This window comes from Paenibacillus sp. FSL R10-2796 (assembly GCF_037965315.1).
GTDB classification, from domain to species: Bacteria; Bacillota; Bacilli; order Paenibacillales; family Paenibacillaceae; genus Paenibacillus_AQ; species Paenibacillus_AQ odorifer.
Map to the genome: position 1 here is coordinate 5,090,688 of NZ_CP150178.1, position 17,467 is coordinate 5,108,154.

Here is a 17,467-nt window from a genome sequence, read left to right on the forward strand (position 1 = left end):
AGCATTCCCTTGTTCAAGCAACCTCATTAAAAAATTTCTACAACAGTATTGTCTTATTTCACTACTGCTCCGTTTGGCATACTGTCCGGCACGGTAGCGATCGTTAGCTGGTCATCTTTAGAAGCCGCCAAAATCATCCCTTGGGACAACTCCCCACGCAGCTTCACCGGTTTAAGGTTTACGATACAAATCACTTTACGTCCCACCAGCTCTTCCGGTGTATAGAATTTCGCGATACCAGAAACCACTTGGCGTTGTTCATAACCCAGATCCAGTTGCAGCTTCAGCAGCTTGTCAGCTTTTTTCACTGGCTCTGCAGCAATAACCTGAGCTACCCGCAGCTCTGCTTTAGCGAAATCGTCAATGCCGATTTCCTCTTTATGCTCTTCCACTGGCTCGGAGTCCGCAGCAGAAGGAGCAGCCGCTTCCGCCACTTCAGCCGCAGCTTTACCAGCGCCCATAGCCTCGGCAATATAAGCTACCTCTTGCTCCACATCTAGACGTGGGAAGATTGGATTGCCTTTCACCAGCTTTGTTCCTGCCGGAATCAGGCCAAAGGTCTTACCGCTATCCCAAGTCGTTAACTCACCAGGCTCAATACCCAGCTGTTCCCAGATCTTTGCTGGTGTTTGTGTCAAGAACGGCTGCAGCAGGATTGAAGCGGTACGCAGACCTTCCACCAGATGTCTCATCACAGAAGCCAGCTCGGCGGTTCTATTTTCATCTTTGGCAAGCACCCAAGGTTGTGTCTCATCGATATATTTGTTGGTGCGGCTAATGAATATTCCGATAGCTGTCAACGCCACGGAGAACTCCATTTTTTCCATAGCTTCTTCTACTTTGGCATAAGTATTCTCAGCCGCAGCTTGAAGCTCACCATCAAATGCTGTTACATTTCCTTCATATGCCGGAATCTCGCCTGCAAAATACTTTTCAACCATAGCCCCTGTACGGTTCAACAGGTTACCAAGGTCGTTGGCAAGGTCATAGTTAACCCGGTCTACAAAGCTTTCCGGTGTGAACGTGCCATCCGAACCAAACGGTACTTCGCGCAGCAGGTAATAACGTAATGCATCCAAGCCATAACGATCAATCAGTGTCACAGGATCAACTACGTTACCTTTAGATTTCGACATTTTTCCATCTTTCATGAGCAACCAGCCATGGGCAAATACCTTTTTCGGAAGGGGTTCCCCAAGCGCCATCAGAATGATCGGCCAGTAAATGGTATGGAAACGAACGATTTCTTTACCAACGATGTGTACATCCGCAGGCCAGAACTTGTCATACAAGGTGCGATCCTCGGAACCATAACCCAGAGCAGTAATATAGTTAGTCAAAGCATCAATCCACACGTACACGACATGCTTCTCGTCGCCCTTAACTTTTACGCCCCAATCAAAGGTTGTACGGGAAACTGCAAGGTCTTCCAGTCCGGGTTTGATGAAATTGTTAATCATTTCGTTCTTACGGGATTCCGGCAAAATAAACTCTGGATTCTCCTCGTAAAATTGCAGCAAACGATCCGCATATTTACTCATCCGGAAGAAATAACTTGCTTCCTTCACCAGCTCAACCGGGTGGCCGCTATCTGGGCTTTTTGCACCAGTAATCACACCGTTGTCATCACGCACTATATCAACTAATTGCGTTTCTGTGTAAAAGGTTTCATCTGGGATACTATACCAGCCTTCATATTCACCTTTATAGATGTCTCCTTGCTGCAGCAACCGATCAAAAATATCCTGTACCACTTTTTTATGACGCTCTTCCGTAGTACGGATGAAGTCATCGTTCGAAATGTCCAGCTTACGCCATAGCTCCTTAATACCAACAACAATGTCGTCTACGAACTGCTGAGGGGTCTTTCCTGCTTCCTCTGCCTTCCGCTCGATCTTTTGTCCATGTTCGTCTGTACCGGTTAGATAACGCACTTCGTAGCCGCGCAGACGTTTGTAACGGGCCATTGCGTCTCCTGCCACGGTTGAATAAGCATGTCCGATATGTAGCTTGTCACTTGGATAATAAATTGGTGTCGTTAGGTAAAACGTTTTTTTCTCACTCATTCAGTAATCATCCTTTCTTATTAAAAAACAAAAAACTCCCGCCCCCATAATGGGGCGAGAGTATAACTCACGCGATACCACCCAAATTTCCTGTCTCTTCACAGAGCGCAGGCTTCGCCAGTTCCCTCGCGGGAACTGTCCATTAACGCTGGATCACGCTGTTATCTTACGTGAACCACAATTGCAGTTCCCGCTCGAACACAGTTCCTCCCGGACCATATTCAATCTAACGCTCCATACCGGATTTCAGCATATTCCGGCTCTCTGTAATGGACGTAACGATTTACTTATCCGTTCTTCGGAATTCATACTATTACTTGTGAATATACCCAATGGTAAGGCCCCATGTCAAGTCGCAGGGGCAGAATCCTTCTCAGCAGATTCATCTTGAAGAGGCGGCACAGGATCAAGTCCTCCAGGATGAAAGGGATGACATCTGGCAATCCGCTTAGCTGCAAGCCATGAGCCTTTCAATGGACCATGGACTTCAATGGCTTCCAGGGCATAGGCAGAGCAGGTTGGATAGAAGCGGCAGGTTGCAGGTTTAATAGGGGAAATGTACCTGCGATACACCCGAATAGGCGCCTGAATCGTTCTGCGTAGGGTCACCATTTCTAAAGTCCCTTTTGTTTATCTGATGCTGCAACTAATTCTTCTTCCCGGTTCTCTTCACATTCTTTGCAATAACCGAACACCTCAAATTTATGCTTGACTACCCGGAATTGATCGGGTGTATCCGTTAAATTCATCGGGCAGAAATTAATCGGGTAGGTCTTTTGGCATTGAAGGCAGATCATATGATGGTGATGATCCTGATGATTGCAGCTTCCCTTGAACTTCACTCCGTCTTCAAAGACAATCTGTTCAAGCACACCAAGCTCTTCCATTACACGAAGATTGCGGTACACCGTATCAAAGCTAAGTCCGCTATACTTACGGCCCATATGCTCATATACATCCTTCGCTGACAAATATCCCTTATTCTCGCCGAATAACTGGGCAAGCGTTTTGCGTTGGTCGGTGATTCGCAGTCCTTGCCCCGACATGACTTCTAATATTTGTTCTGTCGACAGCATACGCTCATCTCCCATAAGATCAGTTCATTTATATTTCACTCTCTTAATAATGCCCCAAAATAAATGCCCCGTCAATGAAGCACCATGAAGCGCCCCTACGCAACCTCTGAATTATTATATTTAAACAAAAGCCCGGCTGCGTATTCCTTTACGGAATATTCAGCCGGGCCTTTATTGTAGATAATTCCCCAATAGAGCTTATAGGGATATTCCTATTTGTTATTTCTTTGCTGGAAGTGGAGTGATGAGGAAATTGACCGGCAAGTTACTGCCTGAAGCTGCTGTGAACAAAATCTCCACAGAACCTCCATACTCACCACTACGATAAACCACACTGTTCATGTCAGCGTTCGAGAGACTTCCCACGCTTGGCATATGCACGATTTGGTTATTAACCATAACCGGCCCCATATAGTTACCGCCACGTGGATTAAACGTAATCAATGAGTTTGGTGCAACATTTTCGAATCTGATCTTGTATAATACCCCGAAATTACCGGCATTGGATGCTTCCGTACCTGCCATGGGGTCTACGCCAGCCAGGTTCTTATCACTGGAATTATCGCCTAGCAGAAGTTTTGCAGGAGTTTTTCCTACCTCATCGGTAACCGTGATAATACGAGTAGAATCTTCGTAAGTTCCCCGATTATGCACTCCGTCTCGATCCAGAACTGGAAGTGTTGGAAGTGTAGTCAGTGGATCTTTATTCGCATCAATCAACATGACATTATAATCGATTGGATAATCACTAAATAAGTCCGCTTGAAGTGAAACAATTTCACTTGGTTTCATAGCAATTTGGTTTAGATCGGTCAGAATTGAGACACTTTCCCCTGGTTGCAGAACAATCGTTTTATAATGCTCATTTGTAAGCATAGATTTCCAATAACGTTCTACAGACATTTTACCAGTACCTTCAGGATATGTGCTTGGGCCTGCAAAGCCCACATATTCGGTTGTAAGCGTCGTTGGGTACAAATTGTTATTCGTAGCAATCACATACACTTTAGCTTTAATATTCAGGTTATTCTTGTGGTGAATCAAGAAGCGGGTTTTACCCAAAGAAGTCTCACGGTAAGTAACACCTTCTGTATACACCGTTTCTGGGCTGTTGCTGCGAATTAGTTTATAAGGCTCGGAAGAAAGATTATAAGCTACTTGCTGCCAAGTAGGGACCATCGATCCATCGATGCTAAACACACTGCCCGGAGATGCAAATAATCTGTTGAAATCTTCTTTACTGTACAAGATTTCATCCGAAATATTAACGGTTTTCTCAAACGTGCTGATCGCGCCATGTGAATCTTTTACTTGGACAGCAATTGTCGCTGGACCCGGAGTAAAGAAAGCCTCGGCCTTGTTCGTCCAAGTTACGGTAATTTCATCACCATCAGGATCGCTACTTAGATCGGTATAAGTAATCATTTCACCCATCTTGTATGAATCCTTGTCTGTAGTGAAATTAGCAACTGGAGGTGTATTAGGTTTAAGCACTGTGATGGTCATGGTGTAAGGATCACTCCACTGTTGATTCGCATCCATTACGGAATAAGTTACTACATAATATCCTGGTTGATCATAGATATCCTGCTTGTTACCTCCCCAGCTTTCATCCACAATAGCTACACCATTTGGTGACGAGCTGGAGGTTACGAAGGTCACTGGTTCACCGGCGTAAATTTCAGTTGGCACTGTGAAGGAAGCTTTAGGTTTGTTGTTTAATGTAAGGATTACTCGTTTTTGCACATTATCAACGGTATATGGAATGCCCAGTGCTCCAGTTATGGATGTCAATGGAACCATGAAAGTCCCCTTGTATTGGTAAGCTGGACCTTTCATCGTCTTCTTCTCACCATTAACTGTATAGACCTTGCTGTCGGTCTTAAAGCGCATAACGTCGCTTCCCTTGGTAACAATGGTTTCTTTCGTTTTATAATCATAAACGTATTTCACGCCTACACGTTCTACCATAGCCCGGATCGAAACGTAGGATACGCCGTTTTTCACTGCCATAGGCTGATTAGCTAAATATTCCTGGCCGTTCTGATACATTTTGTTGCTGTTCATCATAAGAATAAGCTGACTGTTAGCCACAGCACGAGCACCATCTGTTGTTGTAGGTTCTGTAGTAACTCCAGGAGTTGCAGTCGGAAGCGGTGTTGCAGTAGGTGCAATTGTTGCTGTAGGTTCAACAGTAGCCGTAGGATCAACTGTCTCTGCAGGAATTGGAGTTGGTGTTGGTGTCGGTGACACTACTCCTCCTGGCGTCTCCGTCGGCAATGGCGGCAATGGATCGGTAGATTCTGGCATTACCTCCGGCGCAGCTGAAACGACTGTCCCAACTACAGTAGTATTACTTGGGGTATTATTGACAGCTTCAGCAAAAGCCGGCACTGCCGCGGCGGCCTGAGATACGGCCAAAACAGCAACTAACGTTAACTTTTTCAAATCCATGATATAACTCCTCTGCTCCTATTTGTAAATATAAGTAGGTCTCTGTCTTTTTCATACTCCTCTTATATTCCCCGCAAAATGCTGCCACCCACGGTAGGGCGGCAAAAAGCTTTTGCCACGATCGTCATAACAAACATAGTATTAGACGCATACCACCATAAAAAGTTTCATTATTAAGTAAAGAAAGATTAACGCTGTATTAAATAATGTTGGACAACCACGCTGTTTCCCCTGAAAAAAATGAGATTTTTTCTATAAATATGTTTATTTTTCGTCTGACTATATTCGCTTTCATTTGCTTTTGTTACAATGTATGGAAGAATATCTTTTACATGCGAGGGATAACATGTCCAAAAAAATCTCCATCCTCGTTCAATTAATCATGGGCTTCTCTCTAATCATCTTCACCATCGTAGGATTCACCATTTTTTTGTCCTACCGCTCTTCCTCTCAAGCTGTTCTAAACCGCTCCAACCAATATATCCTGGAATCCGTCAAGCAACTTCAAGGTAAAATGGACGCAATTCTTCAGGATAACGATAAGCTTTCTTCTACGATCATGTTCAGTCCCTTGATTCAAGAAACCTTGGGAGACTTAGCGTTGTCACGTTCACCTCGTACAGACGCCATGGAAATTACTCGTTACATAGATCAACAGACACGTTCCATAAACTCTGACATCCAGTTCAAGCTGCTCGGTCTGTCCGATGATCAGGTGTATACCAACAGCAGTTCCTTAAAGGTCATCTGGGACAGTGAAAAGGAAATCCGCGATGCTTATTGGTTCCCGGCTATAGCACAGAATAAAGGCCGAATGGTCTGGTTCGGTGTAGATGTATGGCAGAACGGTAATATCCCTGTGGTGATGGGAGCCAGACAAATTAATGATTGGAATGATCTAAACCGGTTAGGAACCCTGTTTCTTGTCCTCCCTGTCGAGGTTATCCATAACGCTGTCAGCCAATTTCACCTCGGCAAAAACGAGAAAATCCAAGTTGTTGATTCATTTAATACCATTGTCTATTCCACAGATCCAAAAGAAATTGGACTCTATATGAACGACGGGCTTCTAAAACAATTCAGCAATCATAAAGCCAGAATCGTTCCACAAAAAATAAACTCACGCAATCTGTTCGTATCCTATGCCTATTCCGACTATAGCGAGTGGAGCGTTTTTGCTTACATTGATTCTAAAGACGCTGTTAAAGATTTAAATACGATTCGCCGGAATATTATTTTAATTGGCCTGCTGGGGATGGGTGCTGCCCTACTATTCACTTTCTTTTTCTCTTGGACCCTATCCAAGCCCCTTCGTAATCTGGCAACCAAGCTGAGCAATGTCGAACGGGGAACTACTTTACCTTTTGTAAAAACAACCATGAACAAAGAAATGGCTATCCTTTATTCAAGCTATAATTCGATGCTCCAAAACCTGGATCATACTATAGCTGACCTATCCAGCAAACAAATTAGTGAAAAGCAAGCTCAGATCGTAGCACTCAAAGCGCAATTCCGCCCGCATTTTCTTTATAACACTTTGAATACAATCTATTGGTCGCTCGCCAACAAACGCATGCAGGAAGAGTCCCAAATGGTACTCGCTCTAAGTGATCTGCTCCGCTATAGTATTGACCGCGGATCCGAATTCGTTACAGTTGAGGAGGATTTAAAGCAATTAGAACGGTTCATTTTTCTCCAGAAGCTGCGCTACGAGGACAAATTGCAGATTGATCTTTTTGTAAATCCTGAGGTTATGAATGGCCAGCTTATGAAATTAACCCTTCAGCCACTTGTCGAAAATGCCATTACTCATGGACTTGAACCCACACTTCGGGAAGTATGGCTAATTCGCATACGCGCCTATAGTGAAGGAACATCTCTGGTGTTAACTGTAGAAGACAACGGGGACGGCATGAGTGAGGAAAGTATGGCAGACGCATTAGTCGGCGGTGAGGTTAATCCGGAGAAGCTGCTTCATACCGGAATTGGACTATCCAATCTAAATCATCGCATAGAGCTGATCTACGGACAGGAATTTGGTCTACAGCTATCAACAAGCGAGCTTGGTGGCTTATTTGTGAAGGTCACTGTTCCATTACAGTATGATCAAAGTTAAGGGGGCACAACGATGAATGTGTTAATCGTGGACGACGAAAGTTTTGTTCGCCGTTCTCTGTCAGAAATGCTGGGAAGTGCGAATCACAATTTTAGCATTATTGGCTCGGCAGAGAACGGTTTGGAGGCTGTGCAATTGTTAAAAGAGCATATGGTTGATCTGGTGATATCCGATATCCGAATGCCCGGCATGGATGGGCTGGAACTCGCAAAGCATATCCATGAATGTTATCCAGACACTGAAACCGTGCTGCTCACAGGTTATCAGGACTTCACCTATGCCAGTCAAGCCATCCGTTATGGTGTAAAGGAATATTTGGTTAAACCAAATTCAGTAGAACATATTCTTGAAGTCGCAACAGGCGTATATGAACGTCTTCAATTGAAGAAACAGCAGAGGCAATTAACGCAGCTGAGAGAAAAAAACCTTCGGGAGAAACGCTTATCTGATCTTCTTTACGGCATTCCTTTACCCTATTTTGAAGAACAACTCATTCCTCCTTTTCATTCCTTTGTAGTCGTAACCGTAAACCATCTTGGAGTGGGCATGCCACAGAACTGGTCGGAACAAGCCATGTATGCAGCGGTCGTTAATATATTAGAAGAATGTTTTGCGCTGTACGCCAATGTTGTTGGCATTCAAGAGGAGCAGGAAGCCATCATGCTATTATTCTATCCTCTTGAGCAGCCTAACGGCGTTGATGAGGTATTGACACAAGAGCTGCTGCATAAGCTGTCGGGCATTCTGAAATCGCCATTTTGTGCAGGGGTCTCCAACCCTCACTATCAATTGGGGGCGCTCGCAACCGCCTATCATGAGAGTCTGGAGGCTTGTCAGCAGGTCAAAAAAGAGAGTACGCCATCCGTTATCTTTTTCAGAGACCTCTCCATACATTCGGCTTCTCCACAGCTCGCTGAACAACTACAAGTAAAGGCAACGCGCAGGGTAATCTCTATGATGATTGAGGTTATGAATTCCCGGCTCCAAGAAAATCTCTCCCTCAAAATGATCGCAGACGAACTGTATATGAATCCTACGTATCTCGGCCGATTGTTTAAAGATGATGTAGGGGAACCTTTCTCTAGCTTTCTTACCAAACTTCGTATTCAAAAAGCTACTGAATTATTAGAGAATGTTACTCTCAAGGTATATGAGGTTAGCGAATTAGTAGGCTTTAAGGATCCTGCGTATTTCAGCCTCATTTTCAAGAAATACATGGGGATGACTCCTCAGGAATTTCAGAAGCACAACAAATAAAGCAGAGGTGTGTTTCTCTTGAATGTAAATGGTAAGTTGGTTACTATCCTATTAACATTTGGCTTGTTACTTAATACAAGTGGTTGTCAGCTCTCCCCTTCCAAGGAAGATACCGCTTTACAAGACCCGATACAGCTGAACATCTGGCTCACTGCTGGATCAGGTCTTGAGTCGCTCATTGACCAGTATCAATCCCAGCATCCCGAGCTAGAGATTCATATTCAGACCTCCACCTCCACGCAGCTTCCAGCCAAGCTACAGACCTCATTCGCAGCTGGATATAGTTCGCCGGATGTGGCTGCCATTGATATTAGCTATTTGGATCGCTTCAAACAATTTCCTGATTATTTTTATAATCTAAGAACCTTTGAAGCTGACAATCTGAAGGACCAATTTCTGAATTGGAAGTGGCAGGAGGTGCTGGGTAATGATTTTATTTTCGGATTACCAACGGAAATTGGACCCTATGCCATGTTATATCGAACGGATATATTCGCATTATCAGGCCTCCCTACTAAACCAGAGGAAGTGGCTAAAGAAATCCAAACTTGGGATCAATTCCTTGAAGCGGGCACCAAAGTACAGGAGAGAACAGGAAAAGCTTTTGTAAATGACTTGGAGAACCTCTATCTCACCCTTCTACGTCAGTCCAAGCTTCAATATTACAGTCCCACAACACAAGAATTGATCCTCGACAATAATCCAGCGGTCAAACGAGCCTGGGACTTCTCAATTCAAGCCCTTAAGCTAAATCTGTCCGCCAGTATTGCAGTGGATACCCAACGCTGGGGTGCAGGCCTGCTCAACGGAGATTTTGCAGTCATGCTCTGTCCGGCTTGGATGATTGGTCATATCAAGAGCAGTGCTCCAACTGCCAGCGGTTTATGGAATGTAACACAAATCCCAGAAAACAGTGCTAATCGCGGAGGCTCCGTTCTGACCTTACCAAAGACAGGTAATCATCCTGATGAATCCTTTGCTCTTATTAAATGGCTGACCGAACCAGCGCAGCAATTGGTTTCTTTCAAGGTACAAGGGGCTTTCCCTTCCACCCCCGAAATCTATGATGACCCAGAGATCCACGATCTGCACGATCCCTATTTTCCTAATTCAGAGCTTGGTCTGACCCTTTCGTCAGCAGCAAAAGCAGTAATTCCGACCTACTACGGCCCTCATCACGCTGACGTGGAGACAAGCATGCTCGAATACTTGACCAAAGCTGAAAAAGGCGAGCTAACTCCTGAACTGGCTTGGACCCTTGCTGTTCAAGCCGCAAAGCGAATAGACAGCTCCTTCCGCTAAATACTATCATAAAAAAGGCTCTCCCCGGCTAAATTAGCCTGCCGGGGAGAGCCTTTTTTAAATTCATTTTCGCTTTATTTTTGCGCAGCCAGGAAAGCATCCAGCTGTTTTTGTTTCTCTGCAATAATCTTATCGAGCCCTGCCTTTTTCAGCTTATCAGCATACTTAGTCAGTACGGTATCAGGATCAACAGAACCCGTATCCAAGCTGATGTCGTATTCATCCATTACAGCTTTACAAGCAGCCATTTCAGTCTTCATTGAGGAGGCATCGAAGTTGAAACCAAGCGCTACAGAGGCTTTACCTTTAGAGTTAAAGGCTTTGAATTGTTCCCATTTGTCTGGAGCTTCACTTTCCCACACGGGGTTCAGGAATTGACTTCCAAGCATCCAAGCTGCAGCCGTATTATAATCAGCTGTTTTATCTGTAGCTTTGATCGTATCACCACTTACGACTTCATAGTGCACACCTTTTATACCGAAAACAAGCAGATTGTTGATATCTTTATCTGTGTGCAGAATATCTAGCACCATCATAGCCCGGGCCGGATCACCAGAGGAAGCAGAGATCGCAAGCATCGATCCAGCCGCATCACTTGTAGAAATCGTTGGATCATTGAATGCAATTTGTTTCAGCTTGCCAACCAAGCCGGTAGCGTTAGCCAGCTCACTATCTTTACCTGGTTTAAGCGATTGCACTGTCATAAAGACATTGCCCGCCTTCATTGCATCCTGAGTCGAATTCGTAGCAACAGCTGCGTCTTTGTTAATGTAACCTTTTTTCATATACTCACGAGTAAGTTTAATGATTTCTTTATAACGATCCATCTCAATCATCGATTGAATCTTAGTATCTGAGGAATCTTTAAGCAGAACACCAGGAATGGCAGCATCACCAAGGGTATCGTATTGTGCCATGTACTGTGAGTTAAAGGTCTCACCTTGTTTGAAATACAATGGAGTCAGGTCAGGTCTTTTCTCCTTCACTACTTTGAGAACTGCATCCAGATCTTGGATGGATTTCACATTTGACATATCGATGCCCAGTTCATCCGCAATATCGGAGCGATAGACAACCCCACCTTGTGCAGCCAGCTCCTTGTTTGTAGGAACAGCATAATTCACACCATTGATCGCTGAACCTTTTAAGAATTGTGGATCCAGATTTTTTAGAATTCCTTGGCCGTATTCATTTAGGAGATTACCATATTTGCCGCTATCGTCATTAATCGGGAGATAAGCGCCTTTAGCTGCATTCGTTACGTAGTTCTTCCATTGAGCTGTAAAGATGATATCGAATTTTTCCTGACTCGCAATTTTCAGATTGACATCATTGTCCCATGGACCCCAATCGATCGGTGCGATATCCAATTTGGCGTTGATTTTAGGTTCCAATAACTTATTGATTTCATCTTCTACAGCTTTTTCATCCTTTTGCACGGCACCGACATAAATTAACTTGACGGTATAAGGCTCCAATTCTTTTGCCGGTTCGGCAGTAGGATCCGCGGCTGGCTCATCCGTAGCAGCAGCATTGGTAGCGGTTGCATTTTCGCTTGGAGCAGGTGAAGCTGCTTCATTATTCCCGTTATTCCCACCGCAGCCTGCTAAACTAAGACTCAGTACCATCGTTAGCAATAGTGTCATTAGTGCGCTTTTTCTAACAGCTTTCATATACACCATAACCTCCCTCAAAATATTTATATATGCTGAATCGGCCGTTCACACCTTAGCATAAAGCGGCCGAATTAAGCCATTACAATCGTCCTTAACCTTTGACAGCACCCACGGTAAGCCCTTTAATAAAATACTTCTGGAAGAAGGAATATACAAACACGATAGGTCCGATACCAATAACAGCCATCGCCATTCTTACCGTTTCTGTTGGAATATTGATTTCTACACCCTGTGCAGCCAAGGCAGCCATCGCCTGAGGACTTGCTGTCAGGAATTGAACATTCAGCATCGTCTTATACATTAGGTATTGTAAATTGACATGACCTTCGGGTGAGATAAAGATCAAACTAAGGTACCAATCATTCCAATAGGCCAGGGTCTGAAACAAACCTACTGTAGCTAACACTGGCATAGACAAAGGCAAAATAATTTGAACGAAGATCCGGAATTCTGGTGCCCCATCGATCTTAGCAGATTCGATTAAAGCTGGCGGTATGGTATTGGCAAAAAAGGTCCGTAAGATGATAACAAAGAAAGCAGAAACCAGCAGCGGCATAATTAGAATCCATAACGTATCCTTCATATGCATCATTCGCGTGTAGACCAGATACCAAGGCACAAGGCCCCCATTAAACAACATTGTAAAAAACATAAAAAATGAGAAGAAATTACGATGTGGAAAATCTCCACGTGAGATAGGGTAAGCGTACATAGCCATAATGATAAGACTCAGAATCGTGCCCACCACAGTCACAAATAACGAAACGGAAGCTGCATCGATAATTTGCCAATAATCTTTTAACAGAAATTCATAAGAAGAAATATCCCACTTGTTAGGAAAAAAGCTGTAGCCGTTCTGGATAACGGAATTCTCGTCCGAAAACGATACAATAACTACGAGGATCAGCGGCACCACACAAATCGCTGTGTATATCCAAAAGAATATATTAATTAGCAAATTAGATATATTAGATATTTCATTGGGTTGTCTTTGCCGTTTTGTGCGCTTTCCTGTACGCCGTGACGACCCTATTGCTGTTTCTGTCTGGCTCAACACTCCCACCTCCCTTTAGAATAAAGCATCATCTTTACTGATTCGCCGCACTGCTAGATTCGCTAAGAAAATCAATAGAAATCCTACAACAGATTGAACGAGACCCGCGGCTGAAGACATTCCTATATCACCGATTGCGAGGAAGGTTTGATATACATATGTGTCGATAACCTGCGTCGTCGAGTATAACGCTCCTGCATTTCTCGTAACCTGAAAGAATAATCCGAAGTCTGCGTTAAAAATCCTGCCTATCTGCAGCAGCGTCATTACTATAATAACTGGGCTGATTAGCGGCAGTGTAATTTTTCGAATCTGCTTCCATTTAGAAGCTCCATCAATTAGTGCAGCCTCATAATATTCATTATCTATTCCAATAATAGCGGCCATATAAATAACCGTTGTATACCCAATCTCTTTCCATATCTTCACGATTACTAGAATCCCAGGCCAATATTTGGACTGTGAATACCATTCGATAGGATCCACCCCAAAGAACGGGAGTAATGTCTTGTTCATGAACCCATGCTCTGCACTCAGAAAGCCGTATACTAAGTAACTTACGACGACCCAAGAGAGAAAATAAGGGAGAAACATAGCGCTTTGATGGAATTTCGATAGCCATCTGCTGCGCATTTCGTTAAACATAATTGCGAAAGCCAGCGAAAAAAATAGCGTCAGTATAATAAACGCTGTATTATACAATAACGTATTCCTCGTAATGATCCAGGCCGTCTCCGTCGAGATTAAATATTTGAAGTTCGCTAACCCGACCCAATCACTACCTAGAATCCCTTTTTGGTAATTGATATCCTTAAATGCAATTACCGTTCCTAACATCGGTATGTAGTTATTGATGATTAGAATCACTATCGCAGGTAACATCATCAAATAGAACACCCAATATTTCTTCATTACTCTAAGAAAATTCGGCGTTCTTCCCCTGCCTGGTTTCTTTACTTCTGACAAGCTGACGGAAGGATTCGTCACACTCATTTTTGGTTCCCCCATTCTCCATCATCCCATTCTTAAGCCCCAATTACTCTTGCTTGCCTAACGTTTTGTGTATCCTCCTTACACTCTAATTAAAACATATGATAATTTATGGGAGTATAGGGAACATATTATATTTCTATAAAAAAAGAGACGATTATCCTCGAAAATCGAGGAAAACCATCTCTTCAGCCTCTAATAGAGGTAAAAAATTTAATTAATCATAGCTTATGTACCTTAATCGCATTTATCACAGCCAAAGGCTGGTTGATAATCTTTTCTCTTCATCACAGCCAAGGGCTGATTGATAATCTTTTCTCTTCATCACAGCCAAGGGCTGGTTGATAATCTTTTCTCTTCATCACAGCTAAGGGCTGGTTGATAATCTTTTTCTCTTCATCACAGCCAAGGGCTGGTTGATAATCTTTTCTCTTCATCACAGCCAAGGGCTGGTTGATAATCTTCGTACTTTATCACAGCCAAAGGCTGGTTGATAATCTTTTCTCTTCATCACAGCCAAGGGCTGGTTGATAATTTCTGCCTTAGATTAACTAGGCAATCAGTCCTAGTGATCCCAGAGAGGCCCACATCCGTAGGTGTGGGACGGCCCCTATACTACGAAGAGGGGTGAGGGAGAAGGAACGGAAAGGATGTTTGGAACTGTAGGAGCGTAGCGTTCGCCTTTATCCTCGGATTTCAACCGCTAATAGCGGTATCTAATCAAGAAATCTGAGGATAACAGCGACCGGAAGTCCAAACATTCCTTGGAGCGACGCTAACCTCACCACTCAGCAACAAACATTCCTTGTAGCGACGCTAACCTCACCACTCAGCAGCTAACCTCACTGCACTTCGGTCCGGCATCGGTCGCGATACTCCTTAGGCGACATTCCTGTCTGCTTCTGAAATACCTTGGTAAAATAACGCCGCTCCTGATAGCCAACTCCCGAGCCAATCATCGTAATACTCTTATCGCTGTTAGTTAGCATAAACTTCGCAGCTTCAATTCGTTGTAGGGTCACGTATTCCACGAAAGTCATAGCAAAACGATTCTTAAACAAGAGACAGAAATAACTGCCACTAATCCCGATCTTATTCGCCACTTCCTCAATCCCAATATCTGAATGGAGATGTTCTGTGATGTACTTAGCTGCTTGGTTCATCAGCTGATCCGGTGTTTTTTTGCCAGAATCATCATCACCTTCAGGGATTTCCTGAAAAATCGGAATGCTATTATACAGTTTATTCTTAAACTGCTTACTACGGATTTTAGCCCCAATCTCCCGTACCTTATTGCCAAGCTCTTCATAATGTATCGGCTTACAAATATACTCTTTAACACCTAGCCGAATCGCTTCCCGCGCATAATCAAACTCCTGATACCCGGTAAGAAGCAGCACCTCGCTATCCAATCCCATCTCCCGCAACTTACCGATAAAAGTTAACCCATCCATCACTGGCATACGGATGTCACATAACACAAGATCAGGCTGTTTCTCCTCGGCAATACGCAAAGCATCCATTCCGCTTCGCGCCATACCGACAACCTCCATCCCCATCTCCTGCCAAGGCAACACCCTGTTCAGATTATTCAGAATTGGGGCTTCGTCATCAACCAATAATACTTTTAGCATAATGATCTTCCCCCTGCTCGTATTTAGGTATGACACATTGGATAATAGTACCATGACCTGGACTAGAACAGATAAATATTCCGTACCTGTCACCGTATTCAATGCGGATGCGATCTGCTACACTGCGAATACCAAGACCTCTGCGTTCAAGATTCATCCGGTTATCCCGTTCAGCCTTAACTTCTTGCTCCACAGGATCATTCACAATATATTGAAAAATAGCCAACTGAGAAGGTGTAATACCAATACCATTATCTTCAATACGTAAAATCAAATCCCCCTGCTTCTCCCAAACTTTCACAGAAACATAACCTTTGTAATCAATGCCCTCAAATCCATGTTGAATGCTGTTCTCTACAAGCGGTTGTAAAGTGAGTTTAAGGATACCGCAACTCATCAATTCATTCGGAATATCGATCTCGTATTCGAACAAATCTTCAAAGCGGAATTTTTGTATATCCAAATAATTGCGTAAATGTTTAACTTCTTCATCCAGTGTAATCTCTTCCCGATCCTGAATGCTGATTCGCAAAATACTAGCCAGCCTGTAGACCATCTCACTAACTTTTTTGCCTTCATTCTGTATAGCGAGAACATTGATTGATTCTAATGTATTGAATAAAAAATGTGGTTTAATCTGTGCCTGCAGAACACGCATCTCAGCTTGATTCTTGCGACGCTGCTCCACATGAATTCTGTTAAACAACCCATTGATTTTATCCATAAGGTCATTAAAACCCTTAGCAAGCAGCGTTAGCTCATCATTCCCTTTAACTTCTACCCTAGTGGTCAGATCTCCGTCTTCAACCCGGCGCATAAAACGAACAATGACAGCGATGCCGCCGGTAATCCGGTTCATAAAAAATAAATTGAAGATCACAGCTGCCAATAAGCAAAGGAAAATCACAGCGACGAACCAGCGAGCAAATACTGTAACTTCATGAGACAACGTATCCCAAGAAGTCACAGATACCAGACTCCATGGATAGTCCTTCAAATGATACATGGAAAGAATGCTTTTCTCCCCGTTGTACTCTGTTTTGAAACTCTGAAACCCTTTTTTAAAGGTAATCTCTTTATCCGCGAAAGACTGGAAGTCCTGTCCATCCAGCTTTTGATCTGGGTCAAAAAGAATCATTCCATCATCATTTACAAGCATAAAGGAAACATCCTGATTGCTATCCCCAATTTTTAAATTGCGAAATATGGATTCGAACTCCCAATTCTTGATCTGCACAACTAGGATACCTATGTTCTGAAAGAAGCTCAATTCCTTCACTAGCCGAATTTGTGTAAACACAGGTTCAGTACCCGTAAGCTCGGGATACTCGTGAGGAGCCAGCCATTTCGGCACACCATTTAAGTCCATAACTTCCTGGTACAGATCACTTTTTTTGAATGTATCATAGGGTAGCGTTCGGAAATTTTCCTTGTTAAAAAGCGACACGATTTCAGAGTTACCTCTACCGTTAAAATTGTACAAAAATGCATAACTGATCGATGGATGATTAAACAACAGACTACGGAAATTGCGCTGGCTCGCATTCAGATTCAGTTGCTCAGCATCAGTCAAATCCTGGTTGTTAGGATCATCTGCACTAAGGGCCATATGAAACACCGAGGTAGCAATTCCGTTGTCTGTAACGTTATCCATATCTTTTAATACATTAGAAATACTGTAACTAATCGCTTTAAGTGAGTATTCCGACTGCTGGCTGTACTTTTTCTCAATAGAATTATAAGTCACAAAAAACATAAGCATGCCTAGAATAAATAAAGGAATGATAATCAGGCCCAAAAATGCCGTAAATAATTTATAGCGCAAATTCATCGGCTAGTGCT

The 17,467-nt window shown here is 43.4% G+C and carries 13 protein-coding genes and 1 other annotated feature; of the genes, 3 read left to right on the forward strand and 10 right to left on the reverse strand.

The annotated features are described in order from the left end of the window. Positions 1–53 precede the first annotated feature (53 nt). The 4 genes from metG to NST58_RS23150 all read right to left on the reverse strand — a co-directional run bounded on the left by metG (position 54) and on the right by NST58_RS23150 (position 5,596). Positions 54–2,066 (reverse strand): methionine--tRNA ligase, encoded by a 2,013-nt coding sequence (gene metG, locus NST58_RS23135; protein ID WP_339244311.1) that lies wholly within the window; start codon positions 2,064–2,066, stop codon positions 54–56. Between the two features lie 47 nt (positions 2,067–2,113). After that, positions 2,114–2,374, reverse strand: a binding site (T-box leader). Positions 2,375–2,414: 40 nt separating this feature from the next. Then, the gene (gene yidD / locus NST58_RS23140; RefSeq protein ID WP_036682893.1) at positions 2,415–2,678 is read right to left on the reverse strand and encodes a membrane protein insertion efficiency factor YidD; all 264 of its coding nucleotides are present in this window, start codon (positions 2,676–2,678) and stop codon (positions 2,415–2,417) included. 2 nt (positions 2,679–2,680) lie between these two features. Next, positions 2,681–3,142 (reverse strand): transcriptional repressor, encoded by a 462-nt coding sequence (locus NST58_RS23145; protein WP_036682896.1) that lies wholly within the window; start codon positions 3,140–3,142, stop codon positions 2,681–2,683. 219 nt (positions 3,143–3,361) lie between these two features. Further along, entirely contained in the window at positions 3,362–5,596 is a 2,235-nt protein-coding gene (locus NST58_RS23150; RefSeq protein WP_248548414.1) for a copper amine oxidase N-terminal domain-containing protein, read from the reverse strand. Between the two features lie 346 nt (positions 5,597–5,942). On the opposite strand from NST58_RS23150, the gene NST58_RS23155 reads away from it, so the two are divergent. Genes NST58_RS23155 through NST58_RS23165 form a run of 3 tightly spaced genes read left to right on the forward strand, consistent with a single transcriptional unit; the run spans position 5,943 to position 10,271 of the window. Then, on the forward strand, positions 5,943–7,712 hold the full coding sequence (locus NST58_RS23155; RefSeq protein WP_076134511.1) for a sensor histidine kinase: 1,770 nt from the start codon (positions 5,943–5,945) through the stop codon (positions 7,710–7,712). A gap of 12 nt (positions 7,713–7,724) precedes the next feature. After that, positions 7,725–8,969, forward strand: a complete 1,245-nt coding sequence (locus NST58_RS23160; RefSeq protein ID WP_248548413.1) for a response regulator — start codon at positions 7,725–7,727, stop codon at positions 8,967–8,969. A gap of 18 nt (positions 8,970–8,987) precedes the next feature. After that, positions 8,988–10,271: an extracellular solute-binding protein gene (locus NST58_RS23165; RefSeq protein ID WP_339244314.1), complete on the forward strand. Its 1,284-nt coding sequence runs from the start codon at positions 8,988–8,990 to the stop codon at positions 10,269–10,271. 74 nt (positions 10,272–10,345) lie between these two features. Here NST58_RS23165 and NST58_RS23170 read toward each other — a convergent pair whose 3' ends face one another. The 6 genes from NST58_RS23170 to NST58_RS23195 form a co-directional block, all read right to left on the reverse strand. Further along, positions 10,346–11,944 carry an ABC transporter substrate-binding protein gene (locus NST58_RS23170; protein ID WP_076193080.1) on the reverse strand — a complete coding sequence of 533 codons (1,599 nt, stop codon included), beginning with the start codon at positions 11,942–11,944 and terminating at the stop codon, positions 10,346–10,348. A 94-nt stretch (positions 11,945–12,038) separates the two neighbouring features. Further along, positions 12,039–13,001, reverse strand: coding sequence for a carbohydrate ABC transporter permease (locus NST58_RS23175; RefSeq protein WP_235219483.1), 963 nt, complete (start codon positions 12,999–13,001; stop codon positions 12,039–12,041). Positions 13,002–13,016: 15 nt separating this feature from the next. Then, positions 13,017–13,994: an ABC transporter permease subunit gene (locus NST58_RS23180; protein WP_235219484.1), complete on the reverse strand. Its 978-nt coding sequence runs from the start codon at positions 13,992–13,994 to the stop codon at positions 13,017–13,019. A gap of 284 nt (positions 13,995–14,278) precedes the next feature. Beyond that, the gene (locus NST58_RS23185; protein WP_339244317.1) at positions 14,279–14,431 is read right to left on the reverse strand and encodes a hypothetical protein; all 153 of its coding nucleotides are present in this window, start codon (positions 14,429–14,431) and stop codon (positions 14,279–14,281) included. Between the two features lie 402 nt (positions 14,432–14,833). Next, positions 14,834–15,625 carry a response regulator gene (locus tag NST58_RS23190; RefSeq protein WP_076278167.1) on the reverse strand — a complete coding sequence of 264 codons (792 nt, stop codon included), beginning with the start codon at positions 15,623–15,625 and terminating at the stop codon, positions 14,834–14,836. Beyond that, positions 15,603–17,456, reverse strand: coding sequence for a sensor histidine kinase (locus NST58_RS23195; protein WP_339244319.1), 1,854 nt, complete (start codon positions 17,454–17,456; stop codon positions 15,603–15,605). The genes NST58_RS23190 and NST58_RS23195 overlap by 23 nt, the downstream gene beginning before the upstream one ends. Positions 17,457–17,467 lie beyond the last annotated feature (11 nt).